We start from the raw sequence: 26,535 nt of genomic DNA on the forward strand, positions 1-26,535 counted from the left end.
GCTAGATTGCTGCGAGCCCGTGGCAAACGAAGCGATCGCAAAGCCGGCGCAACGCGCGATCGGCGTCCTTGGCGCGTCTCAATGAAGCCTTCCGCAAGAAGTTGATCGTAGGCGGACGTAATCGTGGTTCGCGAAGTGCCGAATTCTGCAGCAAGCGCTCGGGTCGAGGGTAATAGTTCCCCCGGCTCATATACACCGTCCTCGATTTGCGACTTCAAGGCCGCACAGATTTGCTGGGCGCCATGGGGCGCGGATTTTTTGCCGAGTCGCAACTGGCCCACCAACAATACTCAAAACTGGTTCTTTCTATAAGCCAGTTTGCCTTGTATTTGATCGGGCATCAAGGGCGACCGACGTTGTATGACGCCTCGGTGATCGCGAGGAGTCTTCTACATGTACATCCCGCCAGTATTCCGCGTCGACGACGTAGCCGAGATGCATCGCGTCATGCGAGAGGCGCGCTTAGCGACGCTCGTCACTGCAACCGAAGAGGGGATGATCGGAACGCCGTTGCCCATGCTCCTCGACGAGAGCGAGGGCCGTTACGGCACGCTTTACGCGCATGTGGCGCGCGCGAACCCCCAGTGGAAGATCGCCGCCCTTGGCGAAGGATTGGCCATCTTCTCTGGACCCGATGCCTACATCACGCCCTCGTGGTATGCGACGAAGCGGCAAACAGGCAAAGTGGTTCCGACGTGGGACTACGTCGCCGTCCACGCTTATGGCTCGGTCGAGTTCTTTGACAATACCGATCGTCTGCTCGACGTCGTCACCCGCCTTACCGACCTCCACGAACGCCCATTGGCAATGCCATGGGCTGTATCCGATGCGCCGACCGAGTTTGTTCAGTCCCAATTGCGCGGGATCGTCGGCGTGCGAATGTCAATCACGAGACTCGATGGGAAACGCAAAATGAGCCAAAATCGAAGCGCCGAAGACCGCCAAGGCGTCATCAATGGGCTCGCCAACTCTGGGGATGCTCTGGACGCCGTCGTAGCTGATCTGGTGCCCACCCTAAACAATGACCGATGATGAGACGAGCCCACCACATAGCGTGACAACGGTTCTGCGGATATTGAATCGATCTGTAGAACTCGTCAGCTAATGGTCAAATACAGAGCTTGATTCGACGCGGAGAGCGATTTCCGTCGTGCGGCCTTCGTGTACAGCGCCGCCATTTGCGGGGTCACGTGACCGAGCTGCGCGATGATCTCATGTTCCGAGCAGCCTGCCTCAGCAAGTTTGTCGGTGGCGCTGACGTAAGTACGCGATAGCCACCAACGCATGATGCAACTCACGCCCGTGCCGGGTGGTCAGGCGGCGGCTTGACGAGGCGAAGGGCCATCGTCTTCAGGTTCTGAGATCACTTTGGGGATCTTGCGATCGGGATTGGGCTCGGCCGTCTCATCGAGCGCGGCGAGATACTCGACGACAGCACGGGTCTGGCGCTGCTTCTCGGTCCACTCCAGCTCCTCCGGAGCCTTACCGTGGTAGCGGCTGGCGTTGGCTTCGAGCACGCTCGCGTCCACGGCGAAGCCCTCGCCCTTGACGAGCCCCATGGCCATCGCCGACCAGACCACACGCTCGAAGATGTGGCGCAGGAGATCGCTCTCGCGGAAACGGGCGAGGCGGTTTGCCCGCCACAACGCAATCGATTTTCATTGACGCGATGCTTGGCGACGGCTCCTCGCTAAAGAACTGCGACAAAACTGCTTCGCCGATGCATTAGCGGAAAAAGGCTTGACGCTTTAGATTTCTGACGACATCTATATACAGATGTCGATCATAATCTAACGCGGACCGCTGACATCTCGGGGCGGCAAGTCGAATGGAGATAGCGATGTTCTTAGTGACGAACATCGACAAAGATCGGTTTGGGTATCGGGACAATTCTTGGCATTGAACGACTGTCAGCAAACAGGCCACCCGTGACGCCAGCATTTGAGAGTCGAGAAATACATATGATTTACAGTTCGATTGTAAAAATGAAGATCCGGCAAACCTTCAACCACGTCAACAATCATAGCTGGGATAAAGCAACTGAAGCGCTTGCTCCCAATATCCATCACCGCGTTTCCGGCGACCACGCGCTCGGGGGTGAACGTCACGACAAGGATTCGGTTCGCCGCTGGTTCGAGCGTCTCGGCCGCGTGTTGCCGACCCTACGCATCACTGTCACCGAGGTGACGGTTAAGGGCTGGCCGTGGAACACCCAGGTATTTGCACAGTGGGACGGGAAGGCGACACTCAAAAATGGAACCCCTTACATCAACCGGGGACTGCACGCGTTTACACTGCGATGGGGCAGGGTTTATGCGCTTGAGGAATTCCAGGACTCACAAGCAGCGGACAATGGCCTCGCAGCACAGGCAGCTGCTGGCATCGAAGAAGCGGCGGCCGCACCGATTTTGAGTTAGGTCCAGTGGACCGGCCGAAGCAAGCTCCGCCGTAATCGGCGGCGGGCTCTGCATCGCCGAACCTTGGGGTGTGCGACTTCTGCTAATGGCCCATCTCGTCGCTTAGCGTTTGTCTGCTAGTGCGTGCGTTCCCGACATTATTGACACGCATCGGGATAACGCGCGCTTTGCGTGACCGAACTTCCGCTTTCTGCGTAGCGGACGGACGTCGACCAATTCGAGGTTGCGTTGCGATTGATGTAAAACGATTGAGTGCCAGTGATCACTCTTGACGCTCTATGACCACTCTTGACGACATCGAAGTGTAAAACCTCATTGATTTCGCTCGATATCGTGCTGCCTCTTAATCAGCGGGTCCACGGTTCGAACCCGTGATCACCCACCAAGTAATCGAAATCTCGAAGAAATTTCTTCGGTCGGTTTTACAATTACCGCTGACTCTCGAAATATCGATCGCAAAATGTGCGCTCTTACTCCGAAACGAGACGACCTGATCTGCTCTGCGAATGTCGGCTTCGGGTACATTGCGAACACGGCTGTGCAAAGCATCATGAGCCTCGCGGAACGCGAGGCGTATCGCGCCAAGAACTGATCGCTATTCCCGCTTCGGCGTCCGAACCACCCAAATAACGCGTATTGACCCTTGCCGACACTCCCGCGTCCAGGGCGCGCTCGCTTCGCAACTCATAAGCACCAAAGCTCTGGTCCGCGTCGCCTTTGGGATGGTTTCGTTTGATTGGCTGAGCAAAGTAGATCCGAACAACCCGCGCAGCACCCGAGGATTACAATGGCGAGCCGGACGTATGGAATCTTGCTCGTTATCTTGTCTGCTATTTTTTGGAGCACTGCCGGCCCCTTCGTCAGGATGGCGAATGTTGAATCTTGGACACTAATTGGGTGGCGCTCTCTCTTTGCATTCCTGACGCTGGCGGGGTTTGCAGCCTACGAACACCGGACCAATTTGATAAAAGCCGTAACGGGAATGGGATCTTCTGGCGTCGTGGCGGTCACCATCTCCGTTCTGTCGACGATCTCGTACATATTTGCGTTGAACCTGACGACAGTTGCCAACGTCATGATTGTGTATGCGGTGCTACCATTCATCGCTGCGCTCATCAGTTATGTCTGGATCAGGGAACGGGTGACCGTGCGCCTGCTCGGCGCGGGGCTTGCGGCCTTTTTCGGCATTGCCATCATGGCCGGGTCTGCGGCGACGGCGAAAGATATCCTCGGTATCATCGCGGCCTTCGTCATGACGGCAACTTTTGCTTCGCAGATCGTTCACTCCAAGGTTCATCCCCAGCTTGATTTGAACGTCGCCATGGCATTGGCTGCGGGGGCATGCGGCCTGATTGCCATTCCCTTCATGGAGCCCGGGCTTCCATCGCCGACTGCACTTCTGGCCTGCGCTTTGTACGGTGGATTGACGTCCGGGCTTGCTTACGTTCTAGCGCTCAACGGCGGCCGCTACATTACCGCCGGCGAATCTGGATTCATCCAAATGCTAGACGTCGTGCTCGGCCCCCTCCTGGTCTGGATGTTCTTCGCAGAGCAACCTGGTGAAACCGTTCTGGCTGGCGGTGCCATCGTGCTGTCGGCAGTTGTTTGGTATCTTGCGCCCTCCGTTCGTGTTCCGGCCGTTCCGTAGAGCGCAAGTGCTTCGCGCCGCCGATCCGCCCTTCCTCCGAAAGATGACTTTCGGGAAATTGCAGCTGTCGACGCCTATCTCAATTAAGTTTGCCGCAGCGCTTTGCATCGTCGGTCAGTTCTTCGAGCATGGCGTAGAGCTTCTCGATGGCAATGAAGCAAGCGTGTTTGATCCGGTCACCGAAAATTCGGCTACGAGGTTGCGGTCCGCCCGTCGGCGGCCTGGGCATCCGTGACGCCGATGCTGACCATAACGGCAACACCAGCCACCAACGCCGTGCGAAGCCCTGCTTTCAACCTCATAACGAATCTCCCGCATATCGCAGCGACGCAGTACTTGGCCGCATTGTCTGTCGTCGTACTTAGTCTTTCGCTCTGACAGCGGAGCCTACCGCTTTCTGGTCCTCTGCGGTCAGTTGCGACGGCCCCAGATTGACCGTCAGCTTGTCGAGCGTGCCGGTAAAGCGGAACGGCGGCTGGTAGTCCTTGTCTTCCACGCTCAGGCGCGTATCGGTCCCAACGTCGAAGGATTCGTCGATCGTCATGATAGACGGCGTGGTGTGTGGGATCTTTTTGCTATCCACTTCCTTGCCGTCGACCGACAGAACGCCGGTGCCCCCCTTGGCCATGCCAGGACCGTCGTATTTAAAGTCGAAGGTGACGGTGTGTTTTCCCGGCGCGAGAGCGTCTTTGCCTTCCCAACGAAATCTCTCGACCGCCAGTAGGTTGTAAACAAACACCGGCTTGCCTTTCAGCAGGTAGAGACCATAGCCACCAAAGCGGCCGCCGTTCGTGTTCAGCATACCTTCGGCGCCACCCTCGGGAACTTCCACCTCGGCGGTGATGGAGTAGGACTTACCCAGCGTGTTGGGCACGCTGCCTTCCGGCAATCCGGTCATGACTCCGGAGTACGTGAACTCGTTCCGGCCAGCGGTTGAGCTCGGTCGCGGAGTGAGCAAGCGTTCGAGAATGGAGTTGTCTAGCGGGAACACTTGGTATTTCTGCGCTTCCACGAGGAAGAGTTCCTGCAACTCCTTCAGCTTGTCAGGAAATTTGGCCGCGAGATCGTTGTTCTGTGAGTAGTCTTCGTCAATGTTATAGAGTTCCCATTTGTAGCCGTTGAGCACCTCCGGCATTTTGGCCGTGCCCATGAGCCACGGCGGTTGCGGCGGTGGCGTCGCAGCCATCCATCCGTCGTGATAGATCGCGCGATTGCCGAACATCTCGAAGTACTGGGTCTCGTGTGTGGACTTCGCGTTCTCGTTCGCTTTGTCCCAAGTGTACGCCATGCTCACTCCCTCGATCGGCTTCTGTGCGATGCCGTTCACCATCACCGGCGCCGGGATGCTGGTGGCTTCAAGAAGCGTTGGCACGATGTCGATCACATGATGGAACTGGGTGCGGATGCCGCCTGTGTCCTTGATGTGCCCAGGCCACGACATCACCATGCCCTGACGGGTGCCGCCGAAGAACGACGCCACCTGCTTGGTCCACTTGAAGGGTGTGTCGAACGCCCAGGACCACGCGACCGACATATGCGGCGTAGTGTCCGCCGAGCCCCACACATCGTAGAACTTCAGTTGCTCTTCAACGGAAGATCCGGCAAACCTTCAACCACGTCAACAATCATAGCTGGGATAAAGCAACTGAAGCGCTTGCTCCCAATATCCATCACCGCGTTTCCGGCGACCACGCGCTCGGGGGTGAACGTCACGACAAGGATTCGGTTCGCCGCTGGTTCGAGCGTCTCGGCCGCGTGTTGCCGACCCTACGCATCACTGTCACCGAGGTGACGGTTAAGGGCTGGCCGTGGAACACCCAGGTATTTGCACAGTGGGACGGGAAGGCGACACTCAAAAATGGAACCCCTTACATCAACCGGGGACTGCACGCGTTTACACTGCGATGGGGCAGGGTTTATGCGCTTGAGGAATTCCAGGACTCACAAGCAGCGGACAATGGCCTCGCAGCACAGGCAGCTGCTGGCATCGAAGAAGCGGCGGCCGCACCGATTTTGAGTTAGGTCCAGTGGACCGGCCGAAGCAAGCTCCGCCGTAATCGGCGGCGGGCTCTGCATCGCCGAACCTTGGGGTGTGCGACTTCTGCTAATGGCCCATCTCGTCGCGTAGCGTTTGTCTGCTACTGCGTGCGTTCCCGACATTATTGACACGCATCGGGATAACGCGCGCTTTGCGTGACCAAACTTCCGCTTTCTGCGTAGCGGACGGACGTCGACCAATTCGAGGTTGCGTTGCGATTGATGTAAAACGATTGAGTACCAGTGATCACTCTTGACGCTCTATGACCACTCTTGACGACATCGAAGTGTAAAACCTCATTGATTACGTTAGAAATCACGTTGTCTCTTAATCAGCGGGTCCACGGTTCGAGTCCGTGATCACCCACCAAGCATAAGAATCTCAAAGAAATTTTCGCGGTCGGTTTCACAATTGCAGCTGACTCTCGAAATTTCGATGACGAAATATCAGTTCTTCTTCTGAAATCGGACGGAACGATCCTCCACTGTGGATTTCAGCTCCGGGCCATCAACGGACATGTGCAAGATATGGGAAATTCATCCAGCATGTGCTTGCGTGAAGTTTTAAGTCATTTCAAGGGCCGTGACTGTGCAGCCGGCTCGCCGTTCCCACTTTCGCTCCACACCGTCTCCATGAGATCGAGTCGCGCCTTGAGTGGGTCGTGCTCAATCACGGCGCCGCCGTCGGTGAAATTAATCAGCCGGTCGACGGAAAAATCGTGACGCGGCCATTGGGGCCGGCCGCCGCCGTTCGGGTCACCGGTTTTGGCGAACGACACCCAATAGCTGCTTGCCAAGTTTCCCATTGCCTTATCGGCATCAGTGACCTTGTCGCCCACGACCGCCGCTGGAATGTTCATCGTGTAAGGGATTTCGAAACCGTGCAGTGTCCCTTTCCACCTGGGATCATTGCGGAGGGCCTCAGCCACGTAGGAGAAGCGATAGAACCAGGTTGGCTGACCGGCCCTTGCCGTCTCGTTGGCGAGGTGCCGAGAAGGCTCGACAAGCGTTTCGTCGGCGAGTACCTGCTGTTTCAGTTCATCAAATGTCTCGTCGCCCTTCGGGTCGTAAAGCGAGCGCGCTTCGATCACGTGCCCGCCGAATAGAGTAAAGAGATCGTCCTTGGTCTTCGCGTTGCCAATTCCGAGGTCGCGATTGTTCGCGCCCACGATGACCGGAACCTTGGCCTGTCGGCCGGCGGCGAAAGCCGCCTCGGGCGTCTCGGTTATGAAACGCCCATCAAGGATCGCCCCAGAGATGCCGATGACCGGTTGTCCGCTGGACATACCTGCGAGTACTTCGGGCGCCGAAGCTCCCTCGATCAGCTTTTCGGCGGAAAGCGCCCGGAGCGCAGCCAAGGCTTCTGACCCATCGGCCCCGATGCCAATCGATCGCGCGTAGGCGACGGCTCTCTTTTCAGCGTCGGCAAGGCCTGTAAGTGGCAAAACTTTCGAACGCGCCGTCGGCACGCCCGGCGATTGCAGGATCGCACCCCGGAAGAGGCCGCGCGAGAGTGGCGAGATCAAGTGAGCCATGATCGGGGGACTATATACTTGACGGAACATAGTCCGATGTGCTCAGATTCATCCCGACAGGGCGGCAATGAAAAAGGCGTCACTCAGATAGAGGTGACGCCTGAAATGATTGAGGCCGGGATCGCTGTTTATCGAGATTGGATCGAAGGTAAGCGCCGATGGAAATTGCCGTCCGAAGCGGCGTTCGTCGTCAGTCTGTATCGAGATATGGAAGCCACCCGAGTTGATGGCAACCCGCCGTCGCCATAAAGAGCTTCATGTGAAGCTTCACTATCTTGTTCTCGATTTCGACCAGCTTTTCCTTACGGATGTAAGACCGCCGAACGACGGGCGGAGAACTCCACCGGGTCCGCGACAGATAGTAGTGGGTATCTGGACGTCGAGAATCGTTGATCATGAGTCCGTGAGCCACAAGGTCACGATAAAGTTGAACACTCCCAATTTGATCTAGGAGATGGAAAACGCCGAGAAGGACGTTTTTGTCTACAACGATCTCGCTTAATAGGTCTTTGAGCAGTTGGCGGCGCTGCTTAAACGACATTATGAGTGACGTATCGATCTTAGTGGTGTCAGGCCTCGAAAGTAGATCGCGAATAGAAGAATCGATGGAGTTCTCTACTAGTGCCCACCATCTGATAATGCGCCCGACGGTGTAGTAAGCTGCTTCATCTAAATTCATCGAGGCGGACCTAACGGGAACCTCAATTTTGAAAGTGGGGTGCATTGTGAAAGACCAAAAGAAAAAAGAAATAAAAGACGAACCCGGCGCAGAAGATCGCTTCAAGCGCGGGATAGCGAACGCACTGAACACGCCGCCGAAGCCGTTCACGCCGAAGCCAAAAAAGGCGGCGGCCAAAAAGCCGAAGTCTGATGCGCGCTAGTTTTTCTTCTTGGCTGCACTCGCGTCAGCGTGGAAAATTCCCGTCAGTGTCATCCGGAGTGAGTCTCTCGCCTCCGCTGTCAGGGGGCCACGAAGCATCTGTCCAGTTCCGACTGTTTGCAGTTCCAGAACGCACAGATTCCCTGTCATCTGAATCGATACGGTATCGGATGGTGGGAGTTCGAACGGTCCTGGGCCCGTCAGGGTTATCTTCAGAGGTGGTTGAGCCTTCTGCAGCGTTTTTTGCAGAAGCGCTTTCAGATCATCGTCCATAAAAACTCCGTGTTTCTGATTCGTTGCAGAGCCAGATTACTCGGAGTCACGGCGGGCTCGGCGCTTTCTCCACAAGAGAAAACGTCGAGCTTTCTGCTTATTAGTGCGGGATTTCGTCAGTCGGCCGATAGGTTAGACGCTTTCCAGCCGTCGCCTTGATGATTTCGTTGGCGCGGGTTTCGTCATCAACTTGACGATGGTTCCAGCGGAACGCGAACTCATCAGCGTAGCGCTGTAAGTGGGCTTCCGACACGGAATGAAACGAGCCCATGATGCCGCGCTTCATTAGAGAGAAGAAGCTCTCGGCGGTCTGAATATGTGAAATTCCGCCCTGAGAAACGTATTCGCCTAGAGAATGCTTTACCGTCTCATGCTGGGCGAACTGCTTCCCGGCCTGACGCGACCATGTGCTGTCATCCGTCATGAGGATGGACTTGCGGTTGGCGTTCTTGAAAAGCGTTTCGCGGAAGGTTTTAGAGGTCACGTTGGCAACGTGCTTCACGCGCATTTCGCCGTCACGCTCGATAAGAGCGACCACAGGGTGCTTCTTGGGTGCGGGCTTGCCCTTGTGGACGTTCTTTGCCTTGCCGCCGACGAACGTCTCGTCTGCTTCGACGATCTTGCCTTCGCCGCCAATGGGACCGGCCGAAACGGGAAGGCCCATAGCTTCGCGAATACGATGGTTGAGGAACCAAGCCGTTTTGTAGGTGATACCCATCATGCGGTGCATCTGATGCGCGCTGATGCCCTTCTTGGAAGCAGCCATGAGGCGGAAGCCCATGAGCCACTTCGTGAGAGGGATGTGCGAGCGCTCCATAACTGTGCCGACTGTCACCGAAAACTTCTTGCGGCAAGGGCGGCAGAGCACGAGGCCCTTCTTGGCGGCTTCACCACCGAGGCGGACGACGTTCTTGTGTTCCTTGCAGAAGGGGCAAACCGGACCGTTGGGCCAGCGCTGCGCTTCTAAGAATTCGCGGGCCTTTTCTTCGTCATGGAAGACGGGGTCGGTGATGTTGGTGGTCATGGCTTTTGCTCCTTGATCATCTAGGTACTACATCGACCGCGTTCTGTCAAGTATATAGTCCCCCATGATCGACCCACCTCCGGCTGACTCGCCGAAAATAGTCACCTTCTCTGGATCCCCTCCGAAGGCGGCGATGTTGCGCTTGATCCATTTGATGGCCGCAAGCTGATCCATATAGCCGTAGTTGCCGCGCGGATCGTCAGGGGCTTCCTCCGTCAGAGCTGGATGCGCAAAGAAGCCGAGCCGACCCATGCGATAGTTCATGCTGACTACGATGACGCCCTGTGCAGCAAGAGCGTCGGCCGGATACTGCGGGGTATTTCCATGGGCGAGCGCACCACCATAAATCCACACCATCACAGGCAAGGGCGCGCTTGACTTCGAGGCTGGCCGCCAGACGTTCAGCGTCAGGCAATCTTCCGATTTCGGCAAATCGTCCGTCTGCATACAGGACGGTCCAAATGCGGTGGTGTCGCGCACGCGTTGCCAAGGCTCGACAGGTTGCGGGACTCGCCAGCGCAACTTGCCGACTGGAGGCGCAGCATAGGGAATGCCTTTGAAACTGATGACGCCGCCTGCTTCCGCTCCGCGCACAGCGCCAGAATCGATTCTAACGTCCGAGGGCTCGGCCGCTGCGGGTTCTGAGGCCGCCAACGCAAACGCAATTGCGATAACATGTTTGCAGCAACGAGAAATTCCGGCCTCCTGCAATAGGCAACGTCATTTTACATCTTATTCGGCACGCGGGCACATGACCAGAGCACCGCGACGGAGTCTGGGGCGCCGGCATCGTAAAATGCGACTGCGTCTCGAAGTGCATGGGGGAAAGACGGTCGCCTCACTGAACGGCACGATTGCGGCCCAAGACCGAAGACGCGTCTTCAGTCTCAGTCCGCGAGTTTCGTTAGGCGACGCGCTTTAGCGAGTCGTGAACAGCTTGGTTGGCCTTGTCCAAGGCCGCCCGCGTTTCTGCCAGGGCCGCTTTCATTGCCGCCCAGGATTCGCCGCCAGTCTTGTTGAGCTTATCGAGCCTGGTTTTTGCCGCTTCGGATTCGCTTTTTAGGTTCTTCACGGCGGTCTCTATTTCGTTCCGCTGCTTGTCGACGAGGTTTTTCCCGCTCTTGTGCAATCTGTCGATTGTGTCGTGCCATGCTTTTCGTTGCGCCTCGGCGCAGGCGCGAAACGCCGCTTCTTGCTCCTTAGCCTTCTGACCGGTCGCCTCGAGATAGGCTAGCACGCCTTCCTCGAATGAAGTCCATTGAGATTCCAATGTCTTTTTCGAAGTGGCGATGACGGCTTCACTCTCCTGCCCATTCTCCTTAATAGACTTGCGAAAATCGTCACGCGCGGCGCGCATATCCGCCATAGCCTTCTGCGCTTTGGCACTGGCGTCGGCCTGCAACTTCGCGGCATTATCCTCGAATGAGGCCAACGTTGCGTCGATCTCGTCGAGCCGCTCTTTGGCCCAATCCAGATAGGAATGGATGGAACTTCTATTACTCATGACTCGTATCCTTTTTTTCCAGTTATGGGTGCAGCAGGCGCGTGGAAAAGAATTTTCCATATGATTTGCATCAATGTTGGTGCCGGCAATCTGCGCAACGGCGACCCACGCGTCTAGGATGACTGATCGCTTGTTCAACGCGATTCTGTCTCGGGCGCGCCTAGTGGTCGGCTCCGAAATCCTGGCGCTCAGTTACTGCTGCCGCTCTATGCTTAGAAGGGCGCAAGTAACCGCATGCCGCGTGAGCTTAGTCTGGACCCGTTGCCCTGCGATGTGCTGATCACGGATCGCGTTAGCCATCTCGTCGATCAGTCCCGCAAGCTCTGAAGAACTTAAATAATGCTCGGCAGAAAGCTCATCGCACGCAGCTTCATAAGCTTTCGTCAGGTGGTCCAGAGTAGCCTTGTCGAGATTTTCGCAATTGTGAAACAAGAGAGACATCACATCTTCTCCCCAGCGGTTAAGGCGGGAGCAATTCGTTTATGTTCTCTCAGCCGGCAGAGCCTACGCTGTTACTGCCGATGCCTATTCATAGCATAGGCAGATGACGGTTTTTCTCCCTAATCGACGCAGCGGCCTTTACGAAATGATAGTGAAGAGCAGCAAGGATAGGTAGTTTCCGAGCCTTGGGTACGGTTGCGACAGCGCTATGATCCCGTTGGGCTGTGAGCAGAACGATTGTGACAGCTACCTAAAGCAATCCTCGACGATAGAAGAGCCTTTTAATTCGGAATGACTGATCTCATCACATGAGCGTTGTACGCCAGATCGCAAGGGCGTATTCTCGCGAAACATCGGGCCATGATCCCCGTGCTCAAACGCGCGCCGGGTCATAAGGAAGTTTGAGTCCGCATGAGTGGTTTCGAGTCCGAAAGAACGCCCCTCAAAGGCTCGCTGCTTCAGCTTGCGGCAATGCTGCAATCCGCCGTCGATGCGATCGTCTCGATCGATGCGGCCGGAATCGTCGAGAGCATCAATCCTGCGACGGAAAGGCTCTTCGGATATTCCTCCGATGAACTCGTCGGGCAGAACGTCAAAATGCTAATGCCGGAACCCTACCGGGGTCAGCATGATGACTATATCCGCCACTACCGCGAGACCGGTCAGCATAAAATCATCGGCAGTGGCCGCGAGGTGTTAGGGTGCCGTAAGGACGGCTCGACTTTCCCGATGCATCTGTCGGTCAGCGAATACGAGATAGACGGGAACCGGCATTTTGCGGGGATCGTCCACGACCTCAGTGCGCAGCGTCGCGCCGAAACGGAAAGCACGCGGCAACAGACGCTTCTCCAGGCCATTATCAACGACTCGCCTCTGGCCATCATAATATCCGACCAGAGTCACAGGATTTTTCTGGCGAACCCGTCAGCCTCGCGTATTTTCGGACATGCTCCGGAGGCGCTGATAGGTAAAGACTCCAATATTCTTTTTGCCAGTCACGAAGATTGCGCGCGCCTGCGCGGCCTCAGGCTTGGTTTTGATTCCCTACCCGGCGAGTGGGGCGCAGTCGATCCACTGCAGGTCGCTTGCCGTCGTGAGAATGGCCAAACTTTTCCGGCCGAGATCACGGCCACCATCATTCGAAATCGGGACGGCAACGCCCTGGGCACCATGAAGCTCATCCGCGATGTCACGCAGCAGGCGAAACAAGCGGATGCGCTCCGCCAGGCGCAGCGCATGGATGCCCTCGGTCAACTCACGGGCGGCATTGCGCACGATTTCAACAACCTGCTGACAATCATCATAGGCAACAACGAGCTGTTGCTTGACGAAGGACTGAGCGCGGAGTCGGAAACGCTCGTCCGGCGCGCCAAAGAGGCGGCGGAGATGGGCGCTCGGCTTACGGGCCGCCTCCTCAGCTTTTCCCGCCAACGGAAGCTCGACCCTGTCGTCATCGGGCTCAACGAGCACGTCAACGCCATGATGGACCTGCTCGGCCGCTCGCTTGGCGAGACCATCGACGTCTCGATGTCTCTCGGAGACCAGTTGTGGAAAGTCTGTGTCGATCCCAGTGAGATTGAGAATGCCGTACTCAACCTCGCCATCAACGCACGAGACGCCATGCCCGAGGGCGGCCGACTTATTATTGAAACCGGCAACGTCAGTCTTCATGCCGACGATGATCTCGGGGAATTCGGACTTCCACGCGGGGATTACGTTTGCTTGGCCGTATCCGACACGGGGACCGGCATGCCTTCCGAGGTCGTGGCCCGTGCCTTCGAACCCTTCTTCACCACCAAGGCTTCTGGTCGGGGCACAGGGTTAGGGCTCGCGAGCATTTATGGGTTTGTGAAGCAGTCCGGCGGCAACGCCACGATCTATAGCGAACTAGGCCACGGCACCACGATAAGACTCTATCTTCCGAAAGTGCATCCTGATCCCGTTGCGGCTGGCCTGGTTGCAATAAAAGAGAACCTAGGGCTCGTTTGCGAGACCGTGCTGGTGGTTGAGGACAATCCAGAGTTACGGCAGCTATCGCTTGATCGCCTAATGCGTCTTGGATATCGCGTTGTCGCTGCCGACAGCGGACGTTCCGCCCTCGCGTTGCTTGAGGCCGAGACCAAGATTGATCTTATCTTCAGCGATGTGGTGATGCCTGGGCGCATCTCTGGCTACGAACTTGCGCGCTTGGCTGTTGAACGCTTTCCGATGATCAAAATCCTACTAACGTCTGGGTACGGGGGCGAATTTAGCGCCCCAGAAAATACTTCGGACACTCGGTATAAGGTACTTTCGAAGCCCTATAAGCAGACTGACCTTGCGCGCGCGCTACGCCAAGCGCTTCTGAGCTGACCATCGATTACTATTCCGGGGCCCGTGATCCTGCGTTGATCTCGCGCAATGTTCCGCACGGCCCTGTCTTGTAATAAAATTCACTATGCGGAATAAGGAACATGCTCAGGCCCTGCTCGCTTCGCGTATTATAGACTTGAAGCGCCGGATCGCTGAGGCGCAAGAGCGGCCTCAGCTCGATGGCAGGCCTTGGGACAGATCAGCGGGACTTCAGATTCTCGAGCTTCTGAAATCCACTCTGAAAGATCTGGAAGCGCGCTTGGCGGTGCTTCAGAATGCTGACAAGAAGTAATTCTTGCTTCCTGCACCACCGAGGGGCTGATAATCCGCACCGATAAATTAGCTCCTATGAGCTTGATTGAAATCAATCCAACTTGATTTTGAAATGGCATGTTGGTTCCATGTCAAGTCCTAGCCATTTTCGCTCTCGCGCCGATGCTTATATTAAAAAGGGCCTCACCTTCCAGGACGAGGCCACTCAGGACCTTATGTTTGACATAGCCGATATGTTTAGGGCTATGGCGGATGATCTGAGTCACCGAGAAGCGCTCCGGACAAAACCCGGTAGTTGTGCGCCCGAAAGGCAATGGCGGTCTCCGCGCCACTTTCGTGTGGGATTGCGCGAGACCAGAACGATGAAGTCAATTTTATTCTCTCTTTTCTTGCTAGCCACTCCGGCGTCGGCGGAGGATTGGCAATATTTTGCTGTCGTGTCAGACGGAAGATACCTGAGTGACGATGATACGTTTCGTATTGCCGGAACTGGGCAAAACGACGATCTGAGCGTCGATGTCCAAGTCAAAAATTTTGACTCCGGAGAGAGGTTCAGAGTTGCGATAGGTTTGGTTGACTGTCTTCACTACGGCAATGGGCCGTTGCTCGTATTCCCTTCAGCAGGCCAACCTCGACAGCTGGTGTGGATCGCCCAAGGACATCGGTGGTTAGACCTTGCTGGCCTCAAACTTTGCGAATGGGCGAAGACTCAGTTCACGCTCATAAATTGAGTGCCAGGTGAATACAAAGTCTGCTCTGGGGGCAAATGCAGACCCTGAGTCTCAGCCTGCCGGAGTTCTGCTTGTGCCCCGGGAGTGGACGAGGTCGCCGATTTCCGTAAAAAGAGCGATGCCAGTGATCACTCTTGACGCTCGATGACCACCCCTGACGACACGAAAGTGTAAAACCCCATTGATTTTGTTCGAAATCGTGCTGCCTCTTAATCAGCGGGTCCACGGTTCGAGCCCGTGATCACCCACCAAGTAATCGAAATCTCGAAGAAATTTCTTCGGTTGGTTTTACAATTACCGCTGACTCTCGAAATATCGATCGCAAAATGTGCGCTCTTACTCCGAAACGAGACGACCTGATCTGCTCTGCGAATGTCGGCTTCGGGCCAGGAACGGACATCCGAAGGTGCAATGAGTTGAGTCTGTTTCCTCAAAGGCGGCCGTTCGCGACGGCGGCTTTGAAGTCCGAAAAGGCCAACAACCGGCAAACCTCTATCGACTAGGCTGCGCGGCGGCGAACCTTGGCGGCGTGCATGTTTCGATTGACTCTGAACTCCCCGACCAGTTCCGAAAGCTGAGAGGTTTCCCGGGTCAGCGAATGGCAAGCGGCAGTTGTCTCTTCGACCATCGACGCGTTTTGTTGAGTCATTTGGTCCATGTCGTTGATTGCAGTATTGATTTGCTGCAATCCGCTGGCCTGCTCTTCAGAGGCTTTTGCAATATCAGAGATCATGTGGTTAATCCCGACAACATGTTCGATAATTTGCTCGAGCGTCTTTCCACTGTCCGAGACGTACCGAGCGCCTTGCCCTACCTGCTCCGAAGACGTGGAGATGAGAGTCTTTATTTCTTTAGCCGCTGCAGCCGACCGTTGAGCTAAGGCTCTAACTTCTGAGGCAACGACGGCAAAGCCACGTCCCGCGTCACCGGCACGCGCTGCTTCAACGCCAGCGTTCAAGGCCAACAGATTGGTCTGGAACGCAATCTCGTCAATCACTCCAATGATCTGACCAATTTGCTTCGATGACCTTTCAATGTTGGACATTGCATCGGTAGCTTGGCGGACCACCTCGCGGCTGGCTTCGGCTGCACTCTTCGCCGAGGCAACAGAATCGCGAGCGTGTGCAGCCCCCTCAGCAGACTTTTTGACGGTCGCGGTGATCTGTTCGAGAGCAGCAGCAGTTTCCTCAAGGCTTGCCGCTTGGTTCTCGGTGCGACGCGATAAATCGTCAGCGGCGGTGCCTATTTCGTGTGTTCCGCTTTTCATTGTCTCTGAAGTCGCAATCACATGCGTTAGTGTTGCCTCAAGCTGCTCGAGCGCTGAATTAAATGCCTTTTGCAGCGATCGATATGCATCCGGCAGCTCGTCTACCAGGCGGAACGACAGGTCCTTGGCGGCGAGTTTGGCAACAGCGGCGCCAATCGATTGGGAGACTATGTCGCGTTCGCGGCCGATCGCCTCTTCCTCTGCTCTTCGCTGCGCATCTCGCCGGGCCAATACTTCGCCAGCAAGGCGCCTGCTTTCGGTCGCCGCCAGTTCCGCAGCTTTTTGCTCGGCCTCTCGCTGGGATTGTGCCTCCAGAGCAAGGCGAAAACGTTCCGCAGCCGCCTTTTCCTCGGCGCGAAGCTTAAACTCCTCGACCGCATGAGCGATTTCGCCGATCTCGTCGCTACGATTGAGGCCGGGTAGCGCAACCTCAAAATTTCCTTTTGCCAGTTCCTGCATCGCTGAGGTTATGCGCACGAGCGGCGAGACGAGCCCTCTTGCCAAGGCGAAGGCACAAGCAAACACCGACAACAACATCACACCGGATACGACAATGACTATGGTCATGATCGTGTGGTCGTACCAGGCGGCGTTAGCTTCCGTGTCTGAAACGAAGGCATTGCTACTTTGAACCAGTTTATCGATTTCGGCACGATGCTCTTTATAAGATTGAGACATGCTCGCGTAAGCAGCTTGTGCGGCCGGAATGTCTCCCCGCGACAGCGCCGGCAAGAAGACTTCTTCGGTGGTTTTCCAAAATTTAAGTGCAGGTTTATGCGCCGCCACCGTCAAAGACGTCTGTAGCTGCTTGTCAAAGTCATGGGACATCCAATAGTCGTGGCGGTCGTCATAGTCTTTGCGCAGCGCAGCAAGCCTATCTCGGTGGATCTCAACAGATTTGGGATCGGCTAGCGCGAGAGTGGCTTCGAGGTACGGTTCAATGATATATTCAGGCGGCGGAAGAATATCGGCGAGCAGGTCTTTACCCAACACGATTTGCGAATATATCGGACCTCCGACTTTTAGGGTCCGGAGCGCCTCGTACGTCGTTGCAAGCATTACCAAGCAACCCAAAATCAGAAAGGCACTAGCGATTTTTGAGCTGGTGCGAATTTTCCAATTTTTCATGCAAGTCATTCCAGTTGTGTTCAAGATTGATTCGGATAGGGTTTTTTGTGGGCGCCGGCTCGGATAAGCAAAGTCCATGCAATAAGGCCGTATAAGGATTAATAATCCTATCTTCTCCGTTTCCTTTTTGGGCGGATGTTCTGATCTAAACCAAACAATACATAACTGTATGAATTTACTGACGTGCCGCCTAATGGCGGATGTCTGATGCGTTCTAACAGCAGACTGGAAGAAGGAGGTCCGCTTCGGGTCATCAGCGGGCGTCAACCCTCTTGCGAATGATAATCGCTAATCTTCCACTAGCAGACTTATGTTCGGCAATGGGGCCGAGGTTGGAGAACGGCCAAAACAAGTCATTCGTGTATCTAAGTTGCGCGATGATCAATACCGGATCATCATTCCTCTGCAGATCAACGCGTGATGAGGTAGCACGATGACCCTGTTCAGTAAGGCACCCATCTTCACTTTGGCGCTGATGGCTTTCGCGGCAACGATCCGGATCGCTGAGGCCTGCACGCGCGTCCTGTGGAACGACAACGACTTTGCCGTGATGGTGGGGCGCACCATGGACTGGCCGGAGTCCACCCAACCCATCCTCACAGTGTTCCCGCGCGGTTTGGCGCGCGAGGGTGGTAAGGCGGGCGCCGATGTGGTGGTGGCCGACAACCCGGCGCGCTGGACCTCGAAGTACGGCAGCATCGTAGCGACCATCTACGGCATCGGCACAGCCGACGGCATGAACGAGGCGGGCCTCGCAGCACATATGCTTTATCTCAACGCAGCCGACTTCGGCCCGCGCGATTCAGGGAAGCCAGGGCTGCAGGCCGGGCTCTGGGCGCAGTACCTTCTGGACAACGCCGCCACAGTTGTGGAGGCACTGAAACTCTTCGAGGGCGTACAAATTGTGAGAGTAGAGGCCAACGGGCATAATGCGAATGTCCACGTGGCGATTGAGGACGCGACCGGCGACTCCGCCATCATCGAATTCATCGGCGGCAAGCCCGTGATCCACCACGGTCGTCAATACACAATCATGACCAACGACCCCACCTACGACCAGCAGCTCGCTCTGTTGGACAAACAGGACTTTTCAAAGCCAGCGAGCGATATGCCACTACCAGGCAACGTCAACCCGGTCGACCGCTTTCAGCGGGCGACCTACTTCCACGCGCTCCTGCCAAAGCCGAAGACCGAGCGAGAGGCTGCGGCTAGCATCCTCGCCATCGTGCGCAACGTCTCGGTGCCATTCGGCGCGCCCTACAAGGGTTTCGGCATCTACAATACCGAGTACCGCACCGCCGCCGACCTCACTGCAAAGCGCTATTACTTCGAACTCACCAACAGCCCAAGCGTAATCTGGGCCGATCTCAGCGCCATGAACGTCGAGGCAGGACAACCCGTGCGCACCCTCAATCCGGACGACATCTCACTCTCGGGCAACGTCATCGGCGGTTTTCGGCCGAGCCCAGCACCGTTCTGAGGTAGGGTAAGGCAAAGGGCGCAGACTGATGTCTGTTCCGGGTCAGAAGCGGCGGTCGGGTATTAGGTCTTCAAAGCTCCGCTTATGCATCGAGAGCGGAACTTGGTGCCTGAGATCTGAAAAACTTGCGATGCCCTTGATCACCCATGACGCTCCATGACCGCTCATGACGACATCGAAGTGTAAAACCCCATTGATTTCATTACAAATCGCGTTGTCTCTTAATCAGCGGGTCCACGGTTCGAGCCCGTGATCACCCACCAAAATCAACGTCATAGCGTTGATTTGTATGCGTCCTAAATACTATAAACACCTATAACCTTTGTCGGCAAGCCAGTCACGCCTCCGCTGGCGTCAAACTAGTCTTCCGTCTTATTGCCTGGACCTGAGCCGGTACCGATCTTTCGTGCGTAACCTGGATCGCTCGCAGGGCGATTCAGCACCCGCCCCCAAAAGAGCAACCTGGCGAAGGGCAAGGGGCACACCTGCGCACTAGCGACAACTCCTTACGGCGATCCCAGTCCTCGATTTCAATTCTCGCCACATCATGCTGCGCGGTACACCAGCCCGAGAGCGCATCAAAATTGGAAAGCCAACGACCCGATGTCAATTTTGTGCAAACAAAATAGTCAGGGGGACAGCGTCCGTGGTTGTTCAACCAGTTTGCGATCGCTTGCTGGCTAAGGGCTCGCCAAGCGAATACGCGGCAGTCCACTGGCGGTAGCGGAGGACTACCGTGACCTCCTCCGTAAAATGCAGTTATCGGTCGTCTACCAGCATCACGGCGACACGAACCGGGTTCGGCGAGCTCTCCGCTCCGCGCTGCATTCTCGCTCGCTCTAGCCTCAGGCGTCACGGCCAAGCACCAGTTCATATGATTTGAAGGAGCCTGTTCCCAGCGGCCGGTCGGAGGTCCGCAGTACATGTCCACTTGGCTCATGGCTTTATCTACATATTCTTTGCAGTCTGTTATTCTGGTAGGCAGCGGCGGTTCTTGAGCTGACCCTCTTGTTGGGCTGAGAAACAGAAGAAGCATAAATAATCCAAGTCCCGCTGAGCATTTGAATGTCATGCGAAGCCTCGTAAGCAATAAGCTTGTAAGAATATCTCTAAATACAACTCACGTGGGATTTGATCAATCCTGAACTGGCTGCGATAGGATTTGATACTGACTGGCGACGTCCATGCGTTCTATGCAGGTGGCGCAACGGGTTTTGGACTGGCCGTCGAAAGTACGCAGACGAAACGATTTCGCTTCCTTGCTCGTTACCCTTGGGTGTTGGTGTTCGATTGTCTAAGAGCGTATGATCCGGTGAAACGATTGAATGGATAGGGATACTGAAATTAAAGCGCTCATGGACGAAGCTGAAAACGTCAGAGCTTGGTTCTCTAAGTATTCGGACGATTTAAAGGGCGAGCCGGCCAATGCCGGCTTCTTGCGCCTCCAGCTAATGTGCCGACGCGAATACGAGAAGAGGTGCGAGAAGCTTGCCGCCCTTGGCGTTATCCGTCCGCAAATAGAAGAATGAGACGAATGCAGTCGATATCCACAATGCCACGCGAATAATCGGGCAGTCCTTGATGCCACGACACCTAACCGTTAGCCACACCACGGAATACAAATATTCGGAGCCGGTAGCGTTCGGGCGTCATCGCATGATGTTTCGTCCTCGCGATAGCCATTCGATGCGGTTGCTCAACACACAGCTTTCAATCATTCCGCGCCCACTTCGGATTAGTTGGGCGTACGATGTTTTCGGGAATTCGGTTGCCTATGCTGAATTTGGCAGTGTGCGCAGTTCGATTCTGGCGTTCCACAGTGAGATTACTATCCTACACTACGAGCAGACGGACCTCACTTCCCTGCTTTCCGACGCAGCAAAGACATTTCCCTTCTCGTATCCAGATCAAGAGCTGAGCGATATTCGACCAGTCATGGAACTTCGGTTTCCGGATCCTCAGCACATACTCAAATCCTGGGCTGAAAAGTTTGTCGATGACAGCAGACATGTCACCTTGTCTTTGTTGACCTCTATGGCGGAGTCTATCCGGTCAGATTTCACTTATCGTGGGCGCCCCAAATCCGGTACGCAGAGTCCGATCGAGACCTTGGAACTTCGGAGCGGCACTTGCCGAGATTTCGCGGTATTGATGATTGAAGCGCTGAGGTCCATCGGCATCGCGGCACGCTTTGTCAGCGGATACCTTTTTAGCGCAGGTCGCGTCCCCCGCAGAGGTGCAGGATCTACGCATGCATGGGTCCAAGTCTATCTTCCCGGATGCGGATGGTTTGAAATCGATCCAACGAATGGCATCTTCGGCAACCGCGATCTTATCCGAATTGCAGTCGCGACCAATCCGGCCCAGGCACTCCCACTGAGCGGTACTTTCGTAGGTAATCCCGGCTATTTTCTGGGGATGGAGGTTTCGGTGAATGTCGTCGAAAACAAGAATAAAACTGCCGCCGTCGATCGAGGTGCGTAGTCGAGGGATTGATACGGGGCAACGTCGGGGGAATCGAAACAACGTCGATCGCGATACGTACGACTTGCTGGATGCGGATCGGGTGACTTGCTGGAGTTCATCTACGGTGCACCGTCGCTAAAGTACCACCCATCGCGGCCGGCGTCGCTTGCGGTTGCGGTCCATTTCATGATCGAGCTTCGAGAGATCGAGGCGACGCGGCGATTGCGGCAAGTGGTCGGCGGTCGCCGTGACACTGCACACAAAAGTCGCGTCCTCGTTCAGTCAATTCTCGGATTTTCGTGGTCAGCGCTCGCGCGGCGCCGAGATAAAATAGATCACTCCTGCTCAGCATTGCAGGTCTCCGTCTTCATGCCGCCGTGGGCCAGAACCGTTCGGCTTGAAGCACCCGGCGTCCCGCAATCGTCGCGCGGCTAATGAGCTGATCAACGTCGGCGTTGCCATCGATTGCAGCAGACATCACCGCTTGAGCGATAACTTCGCAGACATGCTCGCCAATGACCTCGTCCGCACGCGAAAGCTCCGCGATTGTTCTATTGTAAGCCAATTGGAGAGTGTTGAGGATATCGGGATTAAAGCTGGGCATAGGACACCTCGTGTCAATTGCAACCACTATGCCGTCCCCGCTTCATTCCATAAGTGATTTGCCGACCTTCGTCCATCTTTCGCGTTGGATTGGGAGAAAGGGACTACATACGTTCTGCTATATGTCGCGCCCGGTGGCATGATGCTCCTGACGCTGATTTGGCTTTTAAGCTGGTTGCGAAAAATTTATTCAGCGACTTATGTCGCATGAATTGACCCTAGCGCTTTTTTTGCAGAGCTTGCGCGGAAGCAGACGCGGTGCTTTTCGTGTTAGCTCAAAGGTAAACGCGTTCACGAATATTGTCCAATTTTGGGTTTGAAAGTGATCTGGATTAGCTTGGATCGATTTGATCCGCGGAAGGGCGAAACCAGCGAGCTGAAAGAGGTCGCGGCCAAGTAAATCTTCCAACGGCATCCGTACCGCACTTGCACCGGAGGGTAGAGACCAGAGGATCGGAACTTGTTGTCTTTGTTTTGAAGTGCAAAAAATTGAACCTCAGCCAAAGGGCTATGACAGATGGATACCTACAGCAAGTTTGTGCAAACAATCATCGCTATAGCACTGGTCTGGCTTTCCGTACGCCCGATGCTCGCTGCAAGTTCAGTCGAAGCTCAGGCGATCACCAATGTGCGCGTTGTGGCGTTTGATCTCACCTCGCCTCTGCCGGTCGTAAGCGGAGGATCTACCTTCCCGGTGAATATCGTTGGCACGGCGGGTCCGATTGCAGTGAATGTCTCCGGACCGCTGCCATTGCCAATCGTCACCAGATGAACTCCTCAATAAAGCCGAGCGACTCTCGGTATTCTGGCGACTTCTTCTCTCCGTAATCTTGAACTTGCATGTCTCAAGCCGTTGGCCGCAGCGCGAGAGGCCGCATTCCAGCGCGCAATGCTTCCGCCGCGTTGCTGGCGTCTTTCGGATTGCGAGTGACGGTCGGGCGAATTGGAAGACGACCATCGGACACCTCTGGTTCGGACTTCCTAAGCGTCAAGTCGGACACTTACCGACGCGTCTTGTGGTGATTCATGAGCTGATGTGCTGAAGCAGTGCGCTGTGGGACAAAAGCTGTTCACGCTCACCGTAGTCCATTTTCTCAACATTCGAGACAATCGTTCCGCATCCGGGACCGCGGTTGGTCATGCCCCGCACAGATAATCCAGTCTCGCGTTCGCACTGACACTGCCGCCGGCATGACGGCTAACAGGGGCCGAGTTCGCAATAACAAAAACTGGTCGGCCCCGACCTGTGGGAGAAAAATCGCTATGCCATCGCAGTACATGCTCGGACGTCACTGGTGTAAAAAGTTGGCGCTTTGCACGGCGCTGATTGCCAGCGCGGCAGCTTCTGCGCCTGCCTTCGCCAATGATTCAGGTAACGACAGCGGACCAACAGTCAATACTGCTGAGGGTCCGGTCCGCGGATTTGCGAAAAGCGGCGTGAATGTCTTCCTCGGCATTCCCTTTGCCGCGCCGCCCGTTGGTAAACTGCGCTGGCAGCCGCCGCAGGCTGTTAAGAAATGGAAAGACACGCTCGATGCCACACAGTTTGCCAGTTCGTGCGAGGTGACCGAACTCCAGTCGTTTGGCGCCCCAAAAAGCATGAGCGAGGATTGCCTTTATCTCAACGTCTTCACGACGAACACGCGCGCTGGCGGACGCGGCAGGGGCTTGCCGGTCATCGTCTGGATCTACGGCGGCGGCAACGTCGAGGGTGAATCCACTGACTACGACGGGAGCAAGCTTGCGACCGGTGGCCCTCTGGGTACTCCAACCGTGGTCGTCACCTTCAACTATCGCTTGGGCTTGTTTGGCTTTTTATCAGAACAGCATTTGAACGCAGAGGGTCACACTTGGGGCAACTACGGCATCCTGGATCAGCAGGCCGTGCTCCGCTGGGTCCAGCGCAACATTGCGTCCTTCGGCGGCGATCCGACCAGGGTTGCACTGGGCGGCCAATCGGCTGGCGCGGTGGACACTGGTGCGAACGTCCTTTCGCCAGCGGCTGGAGGGCTCTTCAACCGAGCGATCTATCAAAGCTCTTTGCCGGCGTTCTCCGGCTTGCCGACAGCCTCGACGGCGTTGGCAAGGGGTAACGCCTTCGCTGCTGTCTTGGGCTGTTCGACCTCTGTCTGCCTGCGCCAATTATCGGCCGCGCGCATCCTGCAGATCCAGGGGACGGCCAAAGGAAATGCCGTCGATCCGACACTCAAACAGACTTACACAGTTGGTCCGTTTGTGGATGGAACCGTCATTCCTCACCAGCCGGAGACGGCCTTTACGACGGGGCAATACAACCGCATGCCGACGATGTCAGGGACGGTCGCCGACGAAGCGAATTTCGGTGCTGGCATCACCGAATATTTCTCCGGTCCGCCCCAGGTGGCGACAACTCCGGCGCAATATACGGCTAGCACCAGCGCCGCCGTGTTGGCTCAGTATCCGCTCTCCGCGTATGGCAACAATCCGCAAATCGCGGCGGATCGGTCCGGCACCGATCCAACCAAGTGCCAGACGCTTCACGTTCTGAATCTGTGGGCGTCTAAGATTCCGACCTACGCCTACGATTTCACTTATACAAAGGCGCCGTTCAACTTCCCGCAGATGCCGAACGCGTACTCTCCGACTGGCTTTTACCAGGCGCTCGCCTACCACACGGCGGACATCCAGTTCGTGTTCCCGCATTTCTCGGGCGGAATACTCGGCGTAAACCTCGATCAGCAGACCGGGCAGCCGCGCGAATTGCAGGGCAGCGAGGTCAAGCTGTCCGACCAGCTCGTGGCGGCTTGGACCAACTTTGCCGCGACGGGAAACCCGAACGGATCCAAGGCTCTTAAATGGGCACAGTTCAAGGCAAACTCTGGACCACTCCTCCAGCAGGATATTCCCACCTCGGATGAATCCGTGGCCCAATACAGAAGCAATTACAAATGCGACTTCTGGGATTCGAGTCTGACCTATCCCACCGACTAGATCGAAAGATCGTCGGCTGCGTCCCATCGTTGGGCGCAGCCGAGCCCCTAAATATGCGCAGCGGATTATCTCGATTTCCACACGACAGAAAAACGCGTGCTAAAATTTTGCCCGGTACTCCCTGGGCGTACAGCCGAATTTTTTCTTGAACGCCCTTATGAAGGTCGAAATGTCACTGAAACCCCAGCGAAATGCCAAGGCAATAATGGGTTGATGCCGACCTATGTCCGACACGAGATCGCGGCATACAAGTTCGAGGCGTTTTGCCATTACGTAATTGCTGAACGACGTGCCGAACTTCGCAAAGCGCTTGTGAACATATCGAACCGAAATTCCAAGGTGCTCGGCCGCTGCGCCGGGAGTCAGCGTCTCCTCTGCAATATGATGATCGATAAATATCATCATCTCTCGGTCGTAACGGTTTGGCTCGGAACCGATACGGTTAGGCTGAGGGTGGTCCGCGGAGTATTGTGCGGCAAGCGGCAGTAGCGCTCCGCAAGCCGCGCCAATGGCTGCAAGCTCTTCGGGGGGAGCGGAGAAGATATTCTCTGTGATAAAGGTGAAGCAGTTCAGCAATGGCAACATAATTTTGCTTTTCGGGACCGCAATGTTTTCAAATATCTTCTGGTAATTCTCCATTTGTCTCTTGGGAATGCTGAACGTCAGATCTTCGAATACTCCATCTCCAACTTTCACGTGCCGCAACGGCAGGCTGCTATCAAAAACAATGAGATCCCCCTTGTTGGCAGTGGTTATGCGATCCCCTTGCTCTATAAAAAGTTGCCCGGATAGAACGTAATTCGCGTACAAACAGTCTTCTGGAGATCTTGAGATCTCATGTTTGTTTCGCTCGCCGGTAAGCGGCGTCATCCTCGTGCGGGCAAAGGATCCCGCTGCTGTCGACAAACTCGCAATTCTGCCGCCGAATTCACGCGCTGTTGTGGGTTTCATCGACCATGGCATGAACGCGCCTGCCACCGCCTCGCGGAAAGCGGAAAATCCCTCGCGCGTCGAATAATACTCCGTATCGCAAATTTGCAGTTTCTGGCTTGGATCGTCTTTATCGAGCGCTCTTTTGTTCAACCTCGCCTCCCGTTGCGGGATTATTTTTTGCTCGTCCGAGAGGGGTTGAATTCGCTGCGAGCATTGTTGATTCAGGCGTGAGCTTGTATGTAAGAATACCCTATCAGTGGCCCACGATACAATTCGAAAGGCGCACTTATGGTGGAACTTGCGCGCCGCACGGTTGGCGTTTGGCCAATAACTGTTGCAAGTCGGTACTAGAGGTCGACGCCTAGGTGGTCCACGACGGACCGCTGGCAAGCTAGTTGGATTTTCGCTGACTCTCGTAATGTTGGTCCGCTCTTCCTCGGAAACGAGACGACCTGATTTACTCTGGGAATGGCGGCTTAGGGGCCAAAGGCGGATCGGAATTGGCCGCTTATGCATTCTCAACCATCGCAGTATCCTTCCCTTGCCAGCTACGCGCGTTTGACCACAGGTTAC

The 26,535-nt window shown here is 55.7% G+C and carries 21 protein-coding genes and 4 pseudogenes; 11 read left to right on the forward strand and 14 right to left on the reverse strand.

The window, feature by feature from the left end; genetic code table 11:
- Positions 1-62: 62 nt before the first annotated feature.
- Positions 63-281, reverse strand: a pseudogene (locus tag WC811_RS18545) (GntR family transcriptional regulator); the annotation flags it as partial.
- 112 nt (positions 282-393) lie between these two features.
- Here WC811_RS18545 and WC811_RS18550 point away from each other — a divergent pair.
- On the forward strand, positions 394-1,032 hold the full coding sequence (locus tag WC811_RS18550; RefSeq protein ID WP_372646883.1) for an FMN-binding negative transcriptional regulator: 639 nt from the start codon (positions 394-396) through the stop codon (positions 1,030-1,032).
- A gap of 65 nt (positions 1,033-1,097) precedes the next feature.
- Here the strand turns inward: WC811_RS18550 and WC811_RS18555 are convergent, their stop codons facing one another.
- On the reverse strand, positions 1,098-1,286 hold the full coding sequence (locus WC811_RS18555) for a hypothetical protein (RefSeq protein WP_372646885.1): 189 nt from the start codon (positions 1,284-1,286) through the stop codon (positions 1,098-1,100).
- Between the two features lie 27 nt (positions 1,287-1,313).
- Positions 1,314-1,646: a hypothetical protein gene (locus tag WC811_RS18560; protein WP_372646886.1), complete on the reverse strand. Its 333-nt coding sequence runs from the start codon at positions 1,644-1,646 to the stop codon at positions 1,314-1,316.
- A 315-nt stretch (positions 1,647-1,961) separates the two neighbouring features.
- Here WC811_RS18560 and WC811_RS18565 point away from each other — a divergent pair, with 315 nt between their 5' ends.
- Together WC811_RS18565 and WC811_RS18570 are read left to right on the forward strand one after the other, a co-directional pair.
- On the forward strand, positions 1,962-2,417 hold the full coding sequence (locus WC811_RS18565; RefSeq protein ID WP_372646887.1) for a nuclear transport factor 2 family protein: 456 nt from the start codon (positions 1,962-1,964) through the stop codon (positions 2,415-2,417).
- Positions 2,418-3,204: 787 nt separating this feature from the next.
- Entirely contained in the window at positions 3,205-4,065 is an 861-nt protein-coding gene (locus WC811_RS18570) for a DMT family transporter (protein WP_372646888.1), read from the forward strand.
- A 361-nt stretch (positions 4,066-4,426) separates the two neighbouring features.
- Here WC811_RS18570 and WC811_RS18575 read toward each other — a convergent pair.
- Positions 4,427-5,656, reverse strand: a pseudogene (locus WC811_RS18575) (arylsulfatase); the annotation flags it as partial.
- Between the two features lie 5 nt (positions 5,657-5,661).
- Here WC811_RS18575 and WC811_RS18580 point away from each other — a divergent pair.
- Positions 5,662-6,087, forward strand: a complete 426-nt coding sequence (locus WC811_RS18580; protein ID WP_372647134.1) for a nuclear transport factor 2 family protein — start codon at positions 5,662-5,664, stop codon at positions 6,085-6,087.
- Between the two features lie 584 nt (positions 6,088-6,671).
- On the opposite strand, the pseudogene WC811_RS18585 reads toward WC811_RS18580, so the two are convergent.
- From WC811_RS18585 to WC811_RS18615, 7 genes and pseudogenes are all read right to left on the reverse strand, one after another.
- Positions 6,672-7,640, reverse strand: a pseudogene (locus WC811_RS18585) (carboxylesterase family protein); the annotation flags it as partial.
- 187 nt (positions 7,641-7,827) lie between these two features.
- Positions 7,828-8,493: a hypothetical protein gene (locus WC811_RS18590; RefSeq protein WP_372646890.1), complete on the reverse strand. Its 666-nt coding sequence runs from the start codon at positions 8,491-8,493 to the stop codon at positions 7,828-7,830.
- A gap of 21 nt (positions 8,494-8,514) precedes the next feature.
- Positions 8,515-8,790 (reverse strand): hypothetical protein, encoded by a 276-nt coding sequence (locus WC811_RS18595; RefSeq protein WP_372646891.1) that lies wholly within the window; start codon positions 8,788-8,790, stop codon positions 8,515-8,517.
- A 100-nt stretch (positions 8,791-8,890) separates the two neighbouring features.
- Positions 8,891-9,814: an IS1595 family transposase gene (locus WC811_RS18600; RefSeq protein WP_372646892.1), complete on the reverse strand. Its 924-nt coding sequence runs from the start codon at positions 9,812-9,814 to the stop codon at positions 8,891-8,893.
- A gap of 30 nt (positions 9,815-9,844) precedes the next feature.
- Positions 9,845-10,486: pseudogene (locus tag WC811_RS18605) on the reverse strand (carboxylesterase family protein); the annotation flags it as partial.
- A 232-nt stretch (positions 10,487-10,718) separates the two neighbouring features.
- Positions 10,719-11,456 (reverse strand): hypothetical protein, encoded by a 738-nt coding sequence (locus WC811_RS18610; RefSeq protein ID WP_372646893.1) that lies wholly within the window; start codon positions 11,454-11,456, stop codon positions 10,719-10,721.
- A gap of 54 nt (positions 11,457-11,510) precedes the next feature.
- Positions 11,511-11,759 (reverse strand): hypothetical protein, encoded by a 249-nt coding sequence (locus WC811_RS18615; protein WP_372646894.1) that lies wholly within the window; start codon positions 11,757-11,759, stop codon positions 11,511-11,513.
- 411 nt (positions 11,760-12,170) lie between these two features.
- Between WC811_RS18615 and WC811_RS18620 the strand changes: the two genes are divergently transcribed.
- Positions 12,171-14,111, forward strand: coding sequence for a PAS domain S-box protein (locus WC811_RS18620; RefSeq protein ID WP_372646895.1), 1,941 nt, complete (start codon positions 12,171-12,173; stop codon positions 14,109-14,111).
- Between the two features lie 85 nt (positions 14,112-14,196).
- Complete coding sequence (locus WC811_RS18625) at positions 14,197-14,403, forward strand: hypothetical protein (RefSeq protein ID WP_372646896.1); 207 nt, start codon at positions 14,197-14,199, stop codon at positions 14,401-14,403.
- Positions 14,404-15,614: 1,211 nt separating this feature from the next.
- Here the strand turns inward: WC811_RS18625 and WC811_RS18630 are convergent.
- The gene (locus WC811_RS18630) at positions 15,615-17,510 is read right to left on the reverse strand and encodes a methyl-accepting chemotaxis protein (RefSeq protein ID WP_372646897.1); all 1,896 of its coding nucleotides are present in this window, start codon (positions 17,508-17,510) and stop codon (positions 15,615-15,617) included.
- A gap of 433 nt (positions 17,511-17,943) precedes the next feature.
- Here WC811_RS18630 and WC811_RS18635 point away from each other — a divergent pair, with 433 nt between their 5' ends.
- The 3 genes from WC811_RS18635 to WC811_RS18645 all read left to right on the forward strand — a co-directional run bounded on the left by WC811_RS18635 (position 17,944) and on the right by WC811_RS18645 (position 21,474).
- The gene (locus tag WC811_RS18635) at positions 17,944-18,990 is read left to right on the forward strand and encodes a linear amide C-N hydrolase (RefSeq protein ID WP_372646898.1); all 1,047 of its coding nucleotides are present in this window, start codon (positions 17,944-17,946) and stop codon (positions 18,988-18,990) included.
- A 1,325-nt stretch (positions 18,991-20,315) separates the two neighbouring features.
- Positions 20,316-20,519, forward strand: coding sequence for a hypothetical protein (locus WC811_RS18640; RefSeq protein WP_372646899.1), 204 nt, complete (start codon positions 20,316-20,318; stop codon positions 20,517-20,519).
- A gap of 52 nt (positions 20,520-20,571) precedes the next feature.
- Positions 20,572-21,474: a transglutaminase domain-containing protein gene (locus WC811_RS18645; RefSeq protein ID WP_372646901.1), complete on the forward strand. Its 903-nt coding sequence runs from the start codon at positions 20,572-20,574 to the stop codon at positions 21,472-21,474.
- 349 nt (positions 21,475-21,823) lie between these two features.
- Here the strand turns inward: WC811_RS18645 and WC811_RS18650 are convergent, their stop codons facing one another.
- A complete protein-coding gene (locus tag WC811_RS18650; RefSeq protein WP_372646902.1) occupies positions 21,824-22,060 on the reverse strand; it encodes a hypothetical protein in 237 nt (78 codons plus the stop codon).
- 516 nt (positions 22,061-22,576) lie between these two features.
- Between WC811_RS18650 and WC811_RS18655 the strand changes: the two genes are divergently transcribed.
- Positions 22,577-22,831, forward strand: a complete 255-nt coding sequence (locus tag WC811_RS18655) for a hypothetical protein (RefSeq protein ID WP_372646903.1) — start codon at positions 22,577-22,579, stop codon at positions 22,829-22,831.
- Between the two features lie 491 nt (positions 22,832-23,322).
- Entirely contained in the window at positions 23,323-25,029 is a 1,707-nt protein-coding gene (locus WC811_RS18660) for a carboxylesterase/lipase family protein (protein WP_372646904.1), read from the forward strand.
- A gap of 99 nt (positions 25,030-25,128) precedes the next feature.
- Here the strand turns inward: WC811_RS18660 and WC811_RS18665 are convergent, their stop codons facing one another.
- Positions 25,129-26,112, reverse strand: coding sequence for a helix-turn-helix domain-containing protein (locus WC811_RS18665; RefSeq protein WP_372646905.1), 984 nt, complete (start codon positions 26,110-26,112; stop codon positions 25,129-25,131).
- Between the last annotated feature and the right edge of the window lie 423 nt (positions 26,113-26,535).

The sequence above is a fragment of the Hyphomicrobium sp. genome (assembly GCF_041659645.1).
In the GTDB taxonomy this organism is placed as follows: domain Bacteria; phylum Pseudomonadota; class Alphaproteobacteria; order Rhizobiales; family Hyphomicrobiaceae; genus Hyphomicrobium_B.

Coding starts and splice junctions, on each gene's coding strand:
- WC811_RS18660 (WP_372646904.1), top strand. CDS start 23,323: ATGCCATCGCAGTACATGCTCGGACGTCACTGGTGTAAAAAGTTGGCG.
- WC811_RS18615 (WP_372646894.1), bottom strand. CDS start 11,759: ATGTCTCTCTTGTTTCACAATTGCGAAAATCTCGACAAGGCTACTCTG.
- WC811_RS18630 (WP_372646897.1), bottom strand. CDS start 17,510: ATGAAAAATTGGAAAATTCGCACCAGCTCAAAAATCGCTAGTGCCTTT.
- WC811_RS18645 (WP_372646901.1), top strand. CDS start 20,572: ATGCCACGACACCTAACCGTTAGCCACACCACGGAATACAAATATTCG.
- WC811_RS18640 (WP_372646899.1), top strand. CDS start 20,316: ATGGATAGGGATACTGAAATTAAAGCGCTCATGGACGAAGCTGAAAAC.
- WC811_RS18635 (WP_372646898.1), top strand. CDS start 17,944: ATGACCCTGTTCAGTAAGGCACCCATCTTCACTTTGGCGCTGATGGCT.
- WC811_RS18565 (WP_372646887.1), top strand. CDS start 1,962: ATGATTTACAGTTCGATTGTAAAAATGAAGATCCGGCAAACCTTCAAC.
- WC811_RS18550 (WP_372646883.1), top strand. CDS start 394: ATGTACATCCCGCCAGTATTCCGCGTCGACGACGTAGCCGAGATGCAT.
- WC811_RS18625 (WP_372646896.1), top strand. CDS start 14,197: ATGCGGAATAAGGAACATGCTCAGGCCCTGCTCGCTTCGCGTATTATA.
- WC811_RS18555 (WP_372646885.1), bottom strand. CDS start 1,286: ATGCGTTGGTGGCTATCGCGTACTTACGTCAGCGCCACCGACAAACTT.
- WC811_RS18655 (WP_372646903.1), top strand. CDS start 22,577: ATGGATACCTACAGCAAGTTTGTGCAAACAATCATCGCTATAGCACTG.
- WC811_RS18650 (WP_372646902.1), bottom strand. CDS start 22,060: ATGCCCAGCTTTAATCCCGATATCCTCAACACTCTCCAATTGGCTTAC.
- WC811_RS18600 (WP_372646892.1), bottom strand. CDS start 9,814: ATGACCACCAACATCACCGACCCCGTCTTCCATGACGAAGAAAAGGCC.
- WC811_RS18570 (WP_372646888.1), top strand. CDS start 3,205: ATGGCGAGCCGGACGTATGGAATCTTGCTCGTTATCTTGTCTGCTATT.
- WC811_RS18595 (WP_372646891.1), bottom strand. CDS start 8,790: ATGGACGATGATCTGAAAGCGCTTCTGCAAAAAACGCTGCAGAAGGCT.
- WC811_RS18620 (WP_372646895.1), top strand. CDS start 12,171: ATGAGTGGTTTCGAGTCCGAAAGAACGCCCCTCAAAGGCTCGCTGCTT.